This is a genomic window from Polynucleobacter sp. JS-Safj-400b-B2, assembly GCF_018881975.1.
Taxonomy (GTDB): domain Bacteria; phylum Pseudomonadota; class Gammaproteobacteria; order Burkholderiales; family Burkholderiaceae; genus Polynucleobacter.
In genome coordinates, this window is record NZ_JACVPJ010000008.1 from 21,708 (window position 1) to 38,488 (window position 16,781).

A 16,781-nucleotide genomic window follows, 5' to 3' on the forward strand; every position below is an offset into this window, starting at 1 on the left:
TTTAACGCTGTGGTTTGAAGCACTGAGATCAATTATTGGGGTGGTAGGTGTGGGCTTAGGATATTTGTGGGTTTTTTGTTGATATTTTGAATATAGTTGCATAGCTAATTAATGTGGATTACACTAACCCAATGTTTGAACAATGCCTCTATTTCAATACCACCAGCCTAGCTCGCCAGCTAGAGCGGGAATGGACTAGTGCATTTAAACCCTTTGGCCTCACCCCGTCCCAGGCATTCATGCTTAGAGTGGTTTTAGATAAGGCACCCCTGTTACAAAGTGAACTAGCCTTAGAGATGAACATCAGTCGCCCTACTGCTACTAGAGGGTTAGATGGCTTGGAGCGTCTAGGTTTTATCAAACGGGCCTCATCCGCTAAGGATGGTCGGGAGCAAGAGATTCATCCCACCCATAGCGCTACAAAGATCAAGGTTGACCTTAATGCTGCTAGCGCTGCTGTTACCAAGCGCATGAAGAAGTTATTGGGTAGTAATGAGTTTGAATCCGTTGTAACGCAAATGAGGACTATTACATCAGTCCTGAAGTAAGTATTGATTTGTGAGTTTTTTTTATTTAAGTAATAGTTGCATAGCTAATTACTTTTAATTAACCAAGGAGATAAATATGCCTATCTTGAACGTAAAGGTCTGCGGACAAAAGAATGCTGCCACCACCAAAGCAATACATGAACTACTGTTAGATCTAACTCACCGGATTCTAGGTAAGAAGAAGGAAGTAACTGCCATTGCGATTGACTATGTAGATCCTGAATGCTGGATGGTGGGCGGGAAGCTATTGAGCGATCAAAATATGAATAGCTTTTACTTTGACATCAAGATCACCGATGAAACCAATACCAAGGATGAGAAGGCTAGATACATCCAAGAGGCTTTTGAGGGGTTTGCTCGCATCTTAGGAAACCTGCATGAAGAGAGTTATATCTACGTGCAAGATGTCAGGGCCACCTCTTATGGATATGGTGGAAAGACCCAGGAATACCGATACCACCAGTAGGTAATAACTAAGCCGCACTAGTCTTTATGCCCAATGTGTCTTTGTGCCACCTTGGGCATAAAAGAGCGTTTCTTTGGCAGTGGCCGTCAAGGGTGCGCAAGCCACCCCTTTGGGGTGCCCTTGACTGAATTACTTTCTTGTAAATTCATTAGTAGGAATGTGGTGATTTATTTTGTTTGACTCTTTGCGGCTTGATCTCTACATTGCACATTCATCTAAATGAATAGTGAAGGAGTTCCATGGATAAAGAGCAGTGTTATTTCTCGCTTGATTTAGAACTCAATAATGCCCAAGATAATTCCACAGTAAATCCAAAGATCATTCAAATAGGGTTAGCAGTCGGAAACTACCATGACTATGTCAATCAATCCCTATCTACGTATAAATGGTTCTTAGATCCTAAAGAGCCTATTTTTGAGTTCATCACCCAATTAACGGGCATTTGCAATCAGGATATTTCTGGCTATTCAGTTCCACATGAACAAGTAGCTAAAGAAATTGGGGAAATTATTACTACGCGTAATTGCTTTGTTAATCCCATTACCTGGGGCGGTGGCGATTCACTTGAACTGAAATCTGAATTTAAAGATCGAGGTATCAGCTTTCCCCATTTTGGTCGTCGCTGGATCGATGTCAAAACTTGGTATAGCCTGTACATGCTTGCCATGGGCAAAAAACCCAGTGGCGGTCTATCCTCAGGCCTGGGTTCTTTTAAGCTTCAATTTGAAGGCAGTCCACATAGAGCAGATGTTGATGCTCTCAATACCTTGAGGCTTTTCTTTGAAATCCTTCACAGACACAATCGGATATATCAACTGGTAAACGATGCCAAGGCTTTGAAATAGCCGTATCTATATCCCTAAAAATAGGGTTATTTTGATTCTATACACACTTTTGTTGACATTAAACTATAATATATGCATAGTTGTTGACATTAATGGATAAATTGAGGCCCTATGAACACTTCTGTTGACCAGCTGCCCCTCTTGCTTTTTAGTTCGAGAGAAGACAAAACCAATGCCCAGAGAATTTCCCGCTTGGCTAGGTCTGGTCGTTTGCGTCAAATTTATCGCGGCATTTACACCAGCGACCTCAACAGCCCACTCGAGCAAATCATTCGGCCAAATTGGCGGCAAATTACCGAATATCTTTATCCAGGCTCCGTAGTAGCTTACCGCTCTGCTCACCTTTGCAAACCGGATGATAGTGGGAATATATTTTTGGTGTCTGGCAATAGAGCACGTCAAATAGCATTTCCAGGGTTGACTCTCAATATCTTGCCAGGTCCTGCTGCAGTTCAATCGCACAAAGATTCGCTAAACGATACCCCGTATGGAAAACTCTTTATATCCTCGGAGGCTAGGCGGTTACTGGAGAACCTCTATAGCCGAAAAGGCTCAGATCTTCGCACTATGGGTCGCCCTTGGGTTGAGTCTTATTTAAGCAAGCTATGCACCATTCGTGGTGAACATAAGCTCAATGCACTGCGTGATGACGCTAAAGCGATTGCCCCTGAATTAGGTCTAGAGGTTCAATTTAAAACACTGAACACGATTGTTTCGGCCTTAATGCAAACTGGTAAGGCTCGCTCTTTAAGAGCAGCTGATGCATTAGCGCGCGCAGCTGGTAAGCCTTATGATCCTGATCGCATTGAGATCTTCGAAACTTTGTTTTCTGCATTAAGAAAACCTTTTCCCATCATTGAAGATCAGGCAAAAACGGGTAAAAGCGCCTTTAATTTCGCATTCTTTGAATCGTACTTTTCGAACTACATTGAAGGAACTACATTCACCGTCGAAGAGGCTTCCGAGATTATTTTCGATGGGAAGATGATTCCAAAACGAAATGAAGATTCGCATGATGTATTGGGCACCTTTAAAGCAATCATGGAGCAGCCCTTTCGCTCTAAGCCCCCAAAAGATGAAGATGATTTCTTAGCGTGGCTTTTGCAATGTAATCTCCAAATACTCTCTAGTCGCCCAGATAAAAATCCAGGCGAATGGAAAGAGCAAAGCAACCAAGCAGGAAATACCATTTTTGTTCACCCAGAGCTTGTAAAAGGTACTTTGCGCGAAGGATTCAAGCGCGTCGCTTTACTGGAAGATCCATTTGCGCGTGCATTGATGGCGATGTTTGTTGTTACTGAAGTGCACCCATTTATGGATGGTAATGGCCGAACTGCGCGCCTAACGATGAATGCTTACTTAACTCAACATTCCGCCTCTCGCATTATTATTCCCACAGCTTATCGTGAGGATTATTTGCTGCCATTAAAAGCGCTGTCTCAAAATAATGATCCCAGTCCTTTTATCCGATCCATGACTCGCGCCTGGCGTTGGACCGCTGGATTTGATTATTCGAACTTCCCAAATCTTTGGGAAAAAATGAAGGCTTGTAACGCATTTACAGACAACCCCTCACAGCATCAATTGCTTGATCCTCACGATATAAGCTAAGTTGTTGACGAAAAATGACTATATCGGCAGTTTTGTAGACAAAATGAGGCGATTTGGGTGTCTAAAGACATTTATGTCTACATGCCACTAGTTTTAAGTGGCATGTAATTCACAGCTATCTATATCCCCATATTGCCCAGGTGCTGGGCAATTCGATCCATGGGATTGCCTGCACTAGCTAACGGCGCTCCTAATGCTGAAGTTCGCGCCCGAATCGGTTGAGGGCTATGGATTGCCATAGGTTTAACACTTGCAAAGCTTGGCTCCGGCCTTCCTATTGCCTCATAGATAGACTCAATCATGGTCTGCCACTGCTCTGGCTGATTGCTCTGCACAAAGACTTGCATGTAGAACGGGTCTGACATGTATTTGTTAAAGCAGATCGCCTTATCGGTGTGATCAATTTCATCTGAACGAGTATTCAAAAACTTGAGCATCTGCAGCTTTGCTTCTGAGACCAATTCGGAAGGTTTTCTCTGGCTATCGGCGAGGGTCATCACATTGCCTACAAGCTTACCCTCTATTTCGTATTTGCGAACCGCGTCCTGAAGTGTGGCCACCATAGATTGCAAATCAACCACCTGCTTTTCTAGATCACGTTTTTCATTAATCATTTTCTGAATACGTTCACACCCTCGCTTTGATTTGATGCCGCTAGAGATTTCCGGATTAAGACTAGGTGCATATTACCGCCAAAAAGACCACCCGTTACCGTTCAAAAAGGCCACTCATTGCCACTCAAAATGAACCAGCAGTGCTGGGCACTGGTTCACTTTTTGATTTAAAACTAACTGCTGGCTTTATTATTCTTACGCTGAAGCCTCATGGATTCACCCCCAATTTCAATGCGCTCTGATCCACTAACCAACCTATCCAAGATAGCATCTGCAACCGTTGGATTTCCCCCGCTAAGATATCCATGCCACTCGCTCACCGGAAATTGGCTGGTAATGATGGTTGAACGTAATGCACAGCGTTGCTCTAGCACCTCCAATAGATCACCCCGTCCCGTGGGGTTCAATGGGGAAATGCCTAGGTCATCCAAAATAAGTAAATCGACTTTAGCTAACTGAGCCAGTCTTTTCCGATAGGTGCCATCACCATGGGCAATAGCTAAATCCTCTAGCAGCAAAGGAAGTCTGCAAAATAGGACTGTTAGTCCATAGCGACAAGTCTGATTGCCAAAAGCGCAAGCCATCCAAGTTTTCCCGCCCCCGGTTGGGCCAGTAATGATGAGATTAACCCCTTGCCTAACCCATTCAACTTTGGCCAATGAAGCAATGTGGGCCTTATTCAAGCCTCGACCAGGCAGATATTTAATATCTTCAATACAGGCGTTTTCTCGTAACTTAGCCGCGTGCAGCAAACGCTTTAGGCGCTTATTGTCTCTAAAAGTCATTTCCTCATCGACCATCAATCCAACTCTATCCTCAAAGGCCAAGTCTTTTGTGGCCGCGCTACAAAGTTGACCCTCAAAATTCTGGGCCATGCCCAGCAGTCGCAGGCTGTGTAATTTACGTTTAGTTTCTTCAATCATCATTTTGTATATTCTTTCGTAGTGGTGTGGAGTGTCTAGTGGTAGTAGGTGGAGCCGCGAACATTGGGATGCTCTAACTGGGACTCTTGGATTTGATTGTTTGCGTTGGGCTGACCATCTAAGCCAAGGCGCAGAATTGAGCGCAAGCTCGATATGGCATAGGCATCAATCTCCAGCGCTCTTGCGCAGGCCAATTCCATTCTCTGATCACCATATTCCTCTGCCAATTTTTTAAATACGATGTTTAGGCGATAGCCCTGCTCGTGACCACGGGTTTTTTCCAGCAACCTTTGTAGTAATTGCGCGACTGACCCGCCTATAGTCTGTGCCCAGGTTATTGCGCTAGTGGCGTTCCATGATCCAAAGCGACGATGCGCCTCTTCCATGTGCTCAGGCTTGATCACTATGGTTTGCCCATGTGATTTTGCGTGACTAGCTACTCGCTCCCCCTTGTGCAGGACCTCAATCGTGCCTATGCTAATTCGAAGCTCGACCTCTTTTCCAGCCAATTGCCACGGCACGCTATAAGAACAACCGTTAACCGTGATGCAATAATCCATGCCCACGCGTGCTTTGGAAAATTGTGCAAACTCGTATTTCTGGTCAGGCAATGGTTTTAAGGCGGGGTAATCTAAGGATTCAAATAAAGAGCGCCTTGACCCTGCTGTTTTTTGAAATGGCTTGCCGTTTATCTCAGACAAAAGTTCTTGTATGGCCGCATTGAGATCTGCAAGACTAGTAAAAATACGTTGGCGCAGGCGAAACAATATCCAGCGCTCAACAATCAAAACCCCATTTTCAGCCTTGGCCTTATCTTTTGGTTTGTACGCTCTAGCCGGAATTACCAATGTCCCATAATGCTCTGCCAGAGCCTGATAGGTTGCATTGATAATAGGCTCGGTTCTGCTCACCTTGGTTACAGCTGATTTAAGGTTGTCACAAACAATGAGCGATGGCACTCCACCAAAGTGCGCAAACATGCGCACATGCGCATCAATCCAATCCTCTAATTTTTGAGACCAGTTAGCTTGTGCATAGATATAGCTAGAGGCTCCGAGTACGCCTACAAATATCTGGGCATATTTTGGATCTACACTGCCAAGCTCATAAATTGGAAAAGTAGGTCCCGCATAATCGACAAAGACCTTTTCGCCAGGGGTATAGATCTGGCGCATAAACCGCTTCAGACTCTTTTTGTAAATACGGTAGTGGGTGCAAAAACGACTGTACGATAGGCCGCCTTGGTTCTGAGTCAGATACTCCTCATGCAAGATTTGCAAGGTAGCGCCTTTTTGCTTCATCGCCGCATGAATTTGCGCCCAATCTGGCAATGCCTTTCTAGTAAATTGCCCAGCCATATCACTTGGGTATAAATGCCGCTCAAGATCTAGATCGTTTAGTTGCGGTTGTAGTGGCCAAGTGAGCCCGCAAGCGCAAAAGCGAATTAAATATTCACTAGCAGCGTTTCTAGAAATGCCAAGGGATTTGGCAATCTCTCGCCCGCTGCTGTGGTGTTCGTAGTGCAGTCTTAATACCTGTCTAATTTTTCTCATGCAAATTCTCCTATTCATTTAATTGGGGATTGGTGATGGCTAAAAGCCAAGGCCAACCCCACCCCCTCCAATGAGAGCGAGCCAAGATTGGCGCGCCAGTTAATGGAATTTGTGTAAAAACCAAGCCAAAAGGGGTCATACCTATGACAAACCAAAAATGATGGATTGACAGAGGTGATGAAGTAGCGAGAAAATGAGGTCTTCAAAGTGGCATTTATTCGCTACTTAAAGCCATTAGAGTTCGCTCTCTAAGGGCTTTGTCTTTTGGCCATTACAGTTTCATGGACCCATTCATTTCTCCTTGATGTTGATTGAGCATTGATTGCTGGCTGGGCCGCATGGCCCCGTCAGCAAAACGAGTGTGCCTATGGGTAATAGACCAGTCCACCCGAATACAATCAATTCTTTTTCATACACTACACATTGGCATCCAATGGCCACCATGAAAATCAAGTCAGAAATAGGTCGGCCACCTCGCACCCGGCTAGAAAAGTTGCGTGATGACGTTTGGATTACAGGGGTTAAGCTGCAATCAGGGCTAAAAACGGGGTACGCCCTAGAAAAAGCTATTGAGCCCCATAAAATCAAGCGTGAAAAGGGTCATATCAATCGCCCCAGAAAATGGGATAACTATGTCAATGGCACTCAAGGCCCTGGAAAGATCAAGGACAAGCCAAGCTCAGTTGAGTTAGCTCAGGCAATGTTCCCTGGGACTGCCCGCTGGCATGAGCATCCCATCTGGCGAGTTCTAGATGAGGGCCCCATGGATCGATATGAGTGCGAAGTCCAAATAAAGCGATTGGACCGCCTTGTAACTGAAGTTCTGTATAAAGAGCTACCCAATCTTCCGGGGCAAAAGGTGCTCTGTGCATTTGGGCCTCATGTAGCAGATTGGCTGATGCGGTTGGGGAACTTAGATGGCTTAGCGGCCATCCTCTTGCTGGTGCGCTATGCAGAAGCTATTTCCTCGTCGGAATTGCGCAAAGACGCGCTCGCCTGCTACCCATCATTCCAGAAAACAATCCCCCTTATCCCCATGCTAGAGCCTCATTATTGCGAGCTTTTTGAGCTGGTAGATATGAGATTTAAGCATTGGGCATTTATCTCAAATAGCTTGCGCATGGATATCACCATTTTTCGAGAAAACCGGGCTGAAGACTTGCGCAAAAATGGGGTTGTGATTGAAGGCTCATGGATGGATCAATTTATTGAGATCACGCAGCAGTCTTCTGAAGATAATCCAGCGGAAAGTAGTGCGCCCATTGCGGGGTGGCCATCATTTCTAATATAAAAAATGGATTGCACAATGACTAAAGTTAACTATTTGTAAAATAGTTTGATGAAAACTGTCAAAAATAGGGTTTTTACTGATGAATCCATTGGGGGGGGGTAGGTAATAATGTGCATTGTTTGATCTGGGCGGCGATGTAGGGTGAGGTTTTAATGCTTGCAGAATGGCGAAGATGCTTTTGGATCGGTGTGTGGGTATTAATTTAATTGGGGTGGTTTGAGGTTGAGAAAAATATTTGGTAACTTAGTGGGTGGGCTTATTTATTGGTGGACGGGTGCAAGGATGGCTGACGCTGGTTCTTTGAATCTGTCGCTCGAGATTGCCCCCGCATTAGCTGTTGGCGAAATTCAATGAATAGCTATGTTCATGATGTTTCCCGAAGGTGGGATTCCTTGACCCGAGGCAAGAAAATTATTGCCTCGGTCATTTTTGGAGGCATTCTTTCATTAACGATTTACGCTGGCACACAGCTTTATGTGCATAGTATCACTCAAAAAATTGGGTATCAATTTGAGCATGCCCCCGTATTGACTGGGGTATTTAATTGTTGCGGAGGTGTGGAAAATTACCCCGTAAGCACCGTTGGTGGAGTAAAAATTTCATGCGCAGTGCCAAGTTATACAGGGCCTCCGCCGGCTGCTAAATTCAGTGACTTCAGTGAATATTGCAATTTTAAGCAATTAAACGGCATTTCTGTAATTGTTGAGCGGGTATGGATTGGGCACTTTGCTTACGTCACCAAAATTAGCACCAAAGATCAGACTTATTTTCAAAGAACAGATGAGCAATTAAGGCAAGAGTGGGTTTCTACATCTCGGCTTAACAATCTTCTTTTATGTATTTTATTTCCACTGGTTTTGGTGGTCGTTTTAATTATTAAAATCTTCAACGAGGAGCAATAAATGGCAACAGTCGTTAGCATTACAAATGTCTCAGCAGATATTAACAGCCTCCTCTCGGATGTAAAAACATCGCTTGAGAATCCAAATCAGAATAACTGGGCCTCGGTCATAAATGACTTTGCCGCTCTTGTAGCAGATGCGGGTTCGCTAGCAACGAATAATCCCGCATGGTCGACTGCTTTAAGCGGTGCTGTTGGTTATAGCGCCGCACAACAGCAATGGCGGAGCATGCTAGCTCAATATCAGCAAGGTGGTATTAGCAATATCAGGGCGGTTGATCTTTTTAGCATGATCAGTGGAGAGGCTAATGCATTGGCTGCGGCCGCTTTGGCTGTCACAACATCAACTGGCATACCTGCGCCAGCGCTCTTGGGGGTAGCGTTGGGAGGGCTTGGAGCCATTTCCGGCGTTACTGCTAGCGTTCTTAATGCAAATTCTCAACTTAAAGATCTAACTCTCGGAGCAATCGCCGGAAATCTATCTTCAGTCTTTGGCACCAGCGCTGATGGCAAGGTGGTAAGCACAGTTATGCTGGATAAAAGTGGCGCAAAACTTTCGGAAATTGCGCTCACATACACCGATAGTACGCGCACGACATTGCTTAGCAATAAGTCGATTATCTACAATGGTGGCGCTACAACCACAACCACCATTAATTACAATCCCAACAATCCAAATGGGGCCTGTAATGTCACTACCGAAACAACCTCGCTTGACGGCAAAACCCTCATCCAAAAAGTAGACAGCAACGCTGATGGCAAGATTGATTCCACCATTACCACTACAACCGATGCCAGCGGCAATAAGACCATCAAAACCGATAAAGATGGCAACGGCACTATCGATAGCTCCACCACCATCAGCTCGCTTGCCAAGAGTGTGCAGCTAGCCAAAAATGATGTTAACTACGATGGCTTTATCGATAGTGTCAGTGTCATTACCACCCTTGCTAATGGCACTCAGATTACGCGTGATACTACGGCTATTGGCAGCTTACAAAATGAAGACGCCTTGATGCGTTCACTCTATCAATCAGGGCAAGTGGATCAAGCCAGTTATCAAACTTATGCGAGTTGGTCTACCTCCCAGCTATTTTCAGGAACGGTCACGGTCTCTGCTGCTGCGTGGACTCCAGCTAGCGGAACAAGCTATGACGGTAAAAAAGCTTTTTATGAAGCTAGTACCAAAGTCGATAACTCAACATCAATTGCCAATAGAACCGGAGTCATCATTGGCAGCAACAATAAAGGCATCACGAGTTCTGCGCTACAGGCCTTAGATACCAATCAAGATGGCAAACTCTCTGGCGCCGAATTATCTAGCCTACAAATCTGGGCTGACGCTAATGAAAATGGCGTCCTCGATACCGGGGAGCTCAAAACTTTGGCTAGTGCAGGCATTAACCAAATAGCTAGCGCTGACTATGGCTTTTATACCAAGGGCAATAGTGTTTGGGCAAATACTCAAGGTTCCACCCCAGCCCAAACCAATCTGGTGCAAAGCGTTCCCAATAGCAACTACCGCACAATGCGCGATACCGATAACACCTATTGGATCAACTCTTCTCAATACATTGCCTTTGGGACAAATCAAGTCAAGATTAATAACTCTAATCGCACATATCTGATTGGCACAGATGGTAACGACAGTTTTGATGCTAATTACTACGCTGCGTATTCAGCCTACTTTAATAACGGTCTGCTCACCAACTTTGAAGCTGGTGCAGGCGATGATGTGATGGGTGGCTCATCACGAAACGACAATCTGTGGGGTGGCACAGGCAACGATACCCTCTTTGGATATGCTGGGGACGATAAGCTCTATGGTGAAGAAGGTAATGATCAGTTGCAAGGCAATGATGGCAATGACTACCTTGATGGGGGCATTGGTAATGACACCCTTTTTGGCCAAGTAGGTAATGACATCTTGGTTGGCGGTGATGGCGATGATTTATTAATGGGCTTTACTGGGGTCAATGAAGCGCAGCAAACGCTCTCTACTGGCCAAACAGATAATGATTATCTTTATGGTGGCAATGGTAATGATCAACTCTACGGCGGTCTTGGAGATGACTATTTGGACGGCGGCACTGGTGCAGATAATCTCAATGGTGGACTAGGTAATGATCAGCTTTTTGGCGGCTCTGAAAATGATCTTCTTAATGGCAATGAAGGCGATGATCAATTATCAGGCGATGCGGGCAACGACACTTTATGGGGCGGCGTAGGCAACGACATACTGTGGGGTGGTGATGGTAATGACACCTTGATGGGATTTACGCCAAGTAATGATGTCAAGCAAAGCCTGTTGGCTGGAGAGTCTGATAACGATATTATGTATGGCGGTGCTGGCGACGACCTCATCTTGGGCGGCCTAGGAGACGATGTTCTTTGGGGTGGTATTGGAGCGGATGAGTTGCAAGGCGGTATCGGCAATGACTCTCTTTATGGTGAAGATGGCAATGATCGCCTCTTTGGCGGGGCAGGCAATGACACCATCTATGGCGGAGCGGGCGATGATCTGATTTTCGGTGGGGCAGCTACCAATGAGACGGCATTGGCAAGTGGCACTGCGGACAGCAACTTTCTTTATGGGGGCGATGGCAGCGATACCATCGTGGGCGGCATTGGTAATGACTACATTGATGGCGGCGCAGGAGCCGACAATATGCAAGGCGGCTTGGGTGATGACACCTATATTGTAAATAGTGTGAATGATGTCATCTTAGAGCAGCAAAACGAAGGCTACGATACGGTAGTGAGTAGCTCTAACTACATGCTCAATGCCAATATTGAAGAGTTGCGGCTTGTTGAAGGTTTTAATATCAACGGCACGGGCAATAGTCTAGATAACCGGATCATCGGCAATAGCTTTGACAATATTTTAGATGGCGTTACTGGGGCAGATACCCTCATTGGCGGCCTAGGTAATGATACTTATGTCGTGGACAACCGTGGCGATACGGTAGTGGAGTTGGCGGGCGAAGGCGTTGATACCGTGCAAAGCAAGATTAGTTACACCCTGGGCAATAACGTTGAAAATCTCACGCTCTTAGATTTTTCCAATTTTGAGCGCGGGATTGTCAATGGGATAAATGTGTTGGTCTATGGTTACCCCAAGTCCAATGAGCTTGACTATATGCAGGGCAATGCCGTTGCTGGCTATAAAGGCACTTGCGCGCTCACCTCGATCGCTAACCTTGCCACCGAATCCGGGATTGCCACAACAGAAGCTCAAGTTGTGCAAACAGCCATTAGTAATAATTGGTGCGTAACGGATGCCACCAAGACCGATGCTGATAGGGGCTGCTCAAATTACGTGAGCCAACAGGCTTTGCTCAATAGCTATGGTATTCGCAATGACATGATTTCTGGGTATAACGAGCAAGCGGTTGCTAACCTCATTAAGAGTGGTCGAGGCGTATTGCTTGCCGTTAATGCAGGCAAGCTTTGGGGTGGCAATACCAATGCCAATTATGATTTTGGAGTGGTCGATCATGTCATCACTATTACCGGCGCTGTCTATGATGCTGGCTCAGGTGCGCTAAATGGTTTTTATATTGCTGATTCAGGTCGTGGTTTAGTGAGCGATATGTCGCGCTATGTATCTAGTGCTGATTTAAAGAGCGCTGCTACGGTAGGCTTAGCTTATACGCTCTATACGATTGATCCAATTAAGCTTTGGGAAGAAAGTATTAATGCAACAGGCAACGGCTTAGATAATGTGATTACTGGCAACCGTAGTAACAATATTTTGAACGGCCTTGCTGGTAACGATGCCTTAATCGGTGGCCTTGGCAACGACACCTATGTCTTTGGCGCAGGTTCTGGCACAGATACCATTATTGACGCTGACTCCACAGCAGGCAATCTAGATACGATAAGTGTTGGCGCTGGCGTAGCCAAAGAGCAATTATGGTTCTCCCAATCGGGTAATGATCTAGTGATGTCCATTATTGGGACTAACGACAAAGACATCATCAAGGATTGGTTTGCAGGAAGCCAGAATCAAATTGAACAAATCAAGCTATCCAATGGCAATACCTTGGCCAATGCACAAGTAAATACCTTGGTGCAGGCCATGGCGGGATACATGCCACCAGCAATGGGAACCACCACGCTATCAACTGCATATCAGGCGAACTTGGCCCCGGTGATTGCGGCTAACTGGCATTGATGAAGTATTGAAGCGGTAGAAAAGCTTTGCTATGCAAGCGCTAGTAATGGACTCTAAATTGGAGTCCATTTTTTTAAAGTGTGAATTGGAGTCGATTGCATCAAAGTAAGTTAACGCCGTTTTACTGATTGAACCCCACTGGAATCACTGGGCTTTTTTCCAGTGGAATGGGTGTGAGGCAAATAGACAATCAAGAGTCATGGCCTGCCCAGCATTGCTGGCCCACTTTGAACGGTAACGGGTGGCCTTTTTGAACGGTAACGGGTGGTCTTTTTGGCGGTAATATGCACTAGGATCGGCATCGGGACTCGAATCCGAGGATCCGGGGTTCAAAGCCCGCTTAATTAAATCTTCAGCTGTTTCAGCTTGAATTTCAGTTTTCGGTAGTGTATCGACGGTAATGGCGACTGGTGCAGGCAATATTTCACCAAGGTCATGGGCTTGTGGTGGCGCCGTAACCTCTGTGGCAGGCATAAAGGCTGGCACATGCACTTCGCCTTTAACGGGTGTAAATATAGACTCGGGCTCTAAAGCTTCTGACTCCTCTTCTAATACTTCGCCCTCATCAATATCCTCAGATAACTTGGCAAGGGATGCATTGGGGTTCTTACTTAAATCATCTAGTAAGTTGGTTGCTTGGCTCCGACTCTGGCTCTTACGTTCCGCCTTTTGGGTTTGTTGTGCCTGAGCGCTACGCTCCTTATCCAATTGAGCTGCCGCTTGCCTGGCTTTCGCTTGCGCAATCAGTTCAAGCGCACGCTCTTCCCTTGCCTTATTGCGCCTTGCGGCGCTCTCGGCGGCGTGCTTCTCGTAGGCTTCTTTTTCAAGCCGCTCGCGCTCCTTCTTAGCCTCTCTATCCTGCGCTCTTTGAATTGAGCCACCCTTAGTTAGCACCTCCGACTTAAAACCTTCCACTTCATTTGCTACTTGCGTCATTGCCTGTCTCCTCTTTTAATAAGTTGCTGCCGTAATTCATTTCAGCGTTTGTCTTTTGCCTTCGTTCAGAAAACCAATTCATTCCTAAGTTTGGGTCATCATCGCGTGACAATCCCTCCGCTTGCTTTTCTACATTCGGTATAAATAGATTTGAATCGATACGATCGTCATATCGCAAGAGAGTCTCTTGTAGGAGATTACGGATATGCTCGTAATCCATTCCTCTGACTTGTAGGTTTTGCATCTGTATTGATAGATTGGTAATCATTGGCAAGATCTTTAGCCAACCCTCCTTTTCCTCTATGCCATCGGGTGCGCCAGTGGTACCCGCTCTGATGCGCAGATCGACCATGTCAAAGATTCGATCTTTAGTGAGCTCTGGCCAGTCGTAAGTTTTCTCTTTAGTGGTGATGAGCTTGTCATCGACCATGGTGGTTTTGGTGGTGGGTGCGCCCATGAATCGTTCTACCTGCTCTTTAGTGAGTTCTTGCAAAAGTACCTGAGCGCTGTATTGAGCTATCTCTTGTAACCAATCCTCTATCTGGTCTTTGAATTCAAATACGCGCCCTGATAGGGCTCTTTGCAAAATGTTGGCTTCGGTAGCCGTCTTGGGTCTTACGACGGTGGAGCGTGCAGCATCTTGCAAGCCAGTGACTTGCTCCCAGTCATAACGTACTGCACTGGTGTCATAGACGATGGGATCAATCTTGGGGTGACCCCTAGGAATAATGACTTGATTAAGGGGCTTGCCTTCGGTATCGACAATCGTGATCTCACCAAAGCGGGAGTCTGAGTGTTTCTTAATGGTCTTTTCATTGATATCGGCAGAGGCTACCCATCCCGGTATGCAAAGGTCTCGATGTTGATTGAACCGATCCCTCGCTTCGTTGTGCTCGTCCTGTAAGCGTTCTGTCAGATCCACTAGGCTTGGGCCAATGAATTGACCATCTACTACTTGGTATGGCAATAGGAAGAATGGGTACCAACGCTCTCCAGCTCTTGGTGGTGAATAAGGTTCACGCAGCCATTCCGTTGCGCCCTCCACCATGGTGTAAACACGCTGGGTAGCCCTGTCCCAGATTTCTAGCACTGCTATTTGCTGATCATCAGTCACAAGGCCCGAACCAGCATTCATTTGCATTGAGGCTAGGCGTTTGACTTTCTTGTGAGATGGCTCACCTTGGCCTGGTTGGTAGATCTTGGCATTGGCTAAGTTCTTGTTGTAGAGCGCTTCTGCTTGGCCTCGCTTCATCGGGATGATTTGGCAGATCCAGTCGGCATCGGTGTAGTCCCAGAACTCACAGATCGAAGGATCAATTAGGAGATTTTCTGTAAGGACTCTATCGATTACCAATCCTTCAGCGGATTGGACTTCAGTTTGCTCATGAAGAGATTTGATGAGCTCCTCTAACTCTGCTCGCTTGGCATCATGATGATGGCGTTGGTCATCCTCCTGGAGGTCTCGGGCCAAGTCTTCTATAGCCAGTAGGTTTTCTTGGGCATCATTGATGCGACCTTGGATATATGCATCCTTACTGGGGTCTCGCTGATACATCACCTTGAGAATTCCGAAGCTGCAGGTCAGTGCTGCCCTTACTGTCGACTTGGCTCTATTCTTAAGCTGAGCGTGCTCAAGCGCTCTATTGGTGACCTTCTCTAGTGTTTTACAGAAGAGCTTGATATCCGCGCCCGAGTGGGTTGGTGCTGTTGAGATCTCTGGGTTGCGTGCATAGACGTTAGGTAGAACTGCAGAAATCGTGCCATGTATAAGGTTAGCTCTCAGGCTATAGAAGTCTTTGCCAGTGGGGTCTGCATTCCAGTTGAAGCCAGCTACAGTGTTGCGATTGTGTCTTACGCGCTTATGGAATGTTGACCAGTGAGCGCGCGCATGAGTGATGCGGGCGGTCCATTTTTGTTGAAGAGCTTTGGGGTCTTGGGGCACTCCTCATTTATAAAATGCAGTCAAGCGTCTCGAGGATATTTTTTGAATAAATTCTTAAATGGTGTGGCATCGGGTGGAGACCCTTAATTCATTGGAAGCAAATTAACCCTGCCATCCTCGAAAGCAATCTCCTCAGCTAAAACGTAAATCAATGAGCGCATAGCCTCTTCGGCATCAGCCAACTCGATTTTTATTGGCTCGCGATTATGGGGTAATGACTTGCCCAATAATTCCCAAATAAGGGATTCGGCTAAAGCCAATTCCTCAACGTTTCTATACCGATGAATCTCCCACTCACCCCAGGGATAGTGTTTTGATATTTGATTTAAGGCCCCACGCTGAATGCCTATCCTGACATAACCAGGCTTATCAGGATGGGTTAATAGGCAAACGACTCCGGCGTTTGCTATCTCCATCATCTCTTCTGGAGTTCTTGTGCCCATACCGCACTCGGGACAGCCCTCACCCTCCATCACCAACTTAGGTCGCGTACGCCACTGATGGCCATTGCTGCATTGGAAATCATTTCTGCCACTGACGATACTTTTGACATGACCTAAAAGAGTAATATCCCGCCCTACTAAACGTTTTTTAACCGAAACGTTATAGGCAGCCTGAAATGTGGGAACAGTTGAAGATTCTGGCCGCATTCCGGCGTCTTTAGCTGCTGCAATTCCAACGCAAACCTCTTCCCAAGACATTATTTCTATCTCAACGCCGCCTCTATAGGGAATAGCCGATTGAGGAATTTGACTCCAGAATGCTTTCTCAGCCCAATAGGGATCTTCTACAGGGTGAAAATCTTTTAATTGCCACTCTTGTCCTGTTTCTTTGACAATGCGTCCAGCAGCTTTGGTGAGATCACTATTGTGTTGGGCCATTCGAACTAAAGGATCGCGAATCGTCACCCCTATTTTGTAGAGACTTTGATTGGATGGGTGCGTAAGTACGTAGATGTAGCCGGGCTTCATGAA

13 protein-coding genes are annotated in these 16,781 nt (G+C 46.0%); 7 read left to right on the top strand and 6 right to left on the bottom strand.

Features of this window, described 5'->3' with window-relative positions; all coding sequences use genetic code 11:
- Nucleotides 1–131 precede the first annotated feature (131 nt).
- The 4 genes from ICN48_RS09420 to ICN48_RS09435 all read left to right on the top strand — a co-directional run bounded on the left by ICN48_RS09420 (nt 132) and on the right by ICN48_RS09435 (nt 3,470).
- Entirely contained in the window at nt 132–548 is a 417-nt protein-coding gene (locus ICN48_RS09420; RefSeq protein WP_216153441.1) for a MarR family winged helix-turn-helix transcriptional regulator, read from the top strand.
- A 76-nt stretch (nt 549–624) separates the two neighbouring features.
- Complete coding sequence (locus ICN48_RS09425) at nt 625–1,014, top strand: 4-oxalocrotonate tautomerase family protein (RefSeq protein WP_216153442.1); 390 nt, start codon at nt 625–627, stop codon at nt 1,012–1,014.
- A 239-nt stretch (nt 1,015–1,253) separates the two neighbouring features.
- Entirely contained in the window at nt 1,254–1,859 is a 606-nt protein-coding gene (locus tag ICN48_RS09430; RefSeq protein WP_216153443.1) for a 3'-5' exonuclease, read from the top strand.
- 111 nt (nt 1,860–1,970) lie between these two features.
- On the top strand, nt 1,971–3,470 hold the full coding sequence (locus tag ICN48_RS09435) for a Fic family protein (protein WP_216153444.1): 1,500 nt from the start codon (nt 1,971–1,973) through the stop codon (nt 3,468–3,470).
- 119 nt (nt 3,471–3,589) lie between these two features.
- Here the strand turns inward: ICN48_RS09435 and ICN48_RS09440 are convergent, their stop codons facing one another.
- The 3 genes from ICN48_RS09440 to istA form a co-directional block, all read right to left on the bottom strand.
- Nucleotides 3,590–4,084, bottom strand: coding sequence for a hypothetical protein (locus tag ICN48_RS09440; protein WP_216153445.1), 495 nt, complete (start codon nt 4,082–4,084; stop codon nt 3,590–3,592).
- A gap of 173 nt (nt 4,085–4,257) precedes the next feature.
- The gene (istB, locus tag ICN48_RS09445; RefSeq protein ID WP_216153446.1) at nt 4,258–5,010 is read right to left on the bottom strand and encodes an IS21-like element helper ATPase IstB; all 753 of its coding nucleotides are present in this window, start codon (nt 5,008–5,010) and stop codon (nt 4,258–4,260) included.
- Between the two features lie 32 nt (nt 5,011–5,042).
- Complete coding sequence (gene istA / locus ICN48_RS09450; RefSeq protein ID WP_216153447.1) at nt 5,043–6,560, bottom strand: IS21 family transposase; 1,518 nt, start codon at nt 6,558–6,560, stop codon at nt 5,043–5,045.
- A 433-nt stretch (nt 6,561–6,993) separates the two neighbouring features.
- Here istA and ICN48_RS09455 point away from each other — a divergent pair, with 433 nt between their 5' ends.
- The 3 genes from ICN48_RS09455 to ICN48_RS09465 all read left to right on the top strand — a co-directional run bounded on the left by ICN48_RS09455 (nt 6,994) and on the right by ICN48_RS09465 (nt 12,929).
- Nucleotides 6,994–7,851: a hypothetical protein gene (locus ICN48_RS09455; RefSeq protein ID WP_216153448.1), complete on the top strand. Its 858-nt coding sequence runs from the start codon at nt 6,994–6,996 to the stop codon at nt 7,849–7,851.
- A 350-nt stretch (nt 7,852–8,201) separates the two neighbouring features.
- Nucleotides 8,202–8,753, top strand: coding sequence for a hypothetical protein (locus ICN48_RS09460; RefSeq protein ID WP_216153449.1), 552 nt, complete (start codon nt 8,202–8,204; stop codon nt 8,751–8,753).
- Nucleotides 8,754–12,929, top strand: a complete 4,176-nt coding sequence (locus ICN48_RS09465; protein ID WP_255539524.1) for a calcium-binding protein — start codon at nt 8,754–8,756, stop codon at nt 12,927–12,929.
- Between the two features lie 144 nt (nt 12,930–13,073).
- Here ICN48_RS09465 and ICN48_RS09470 read toward each other — a convergent pair whose 3' ends face one another.
- The 3 genes from ICN48_RS09470 to ICN48_RS09480 all read right to left on the bottom strand — a co-directional run bounded on the left by ICN48_RS09470 (nt 13,074) and on the right by ICN48_RS09480 (nt 16,778).
- Nucleotides 13,074–13,865: a hypothetical protein gene (locus ICN48_RS09470; RefSeq protein ID WP_216153450.1), complete on the bottom strand. Its 792-nt coding sequence runs from the start codon at nt 13,863–13,865 to the stop codon at nt 13,074–13,076.
- Entirely contained in the window at nt 13,846–15,807 is a 1,962-nt protein-coding gene (locus tag ICN48_RS09475; RefSeq protein ID WP_216153451.1) for a hypothetical protein, read from the bottom strand. Before ICN48_RS09475 ends, ICN48_RS09470 begins: the two co-directional genes overlap by 20 nt.
- An 83-nt stretch (nt 15,808–15,890) precedes the next feature.
- Entirely contained in the window at nt 15,891–16,778 is an 888-nt protein-coding gene (locus ICN48_RS09480; protein ID WP_216153452.1) for a GIY-YIG nuclease family protein, read from the bottom strand.
- Nucleotides 16,779–16,781: the final 3 nt, after the last annotated feature.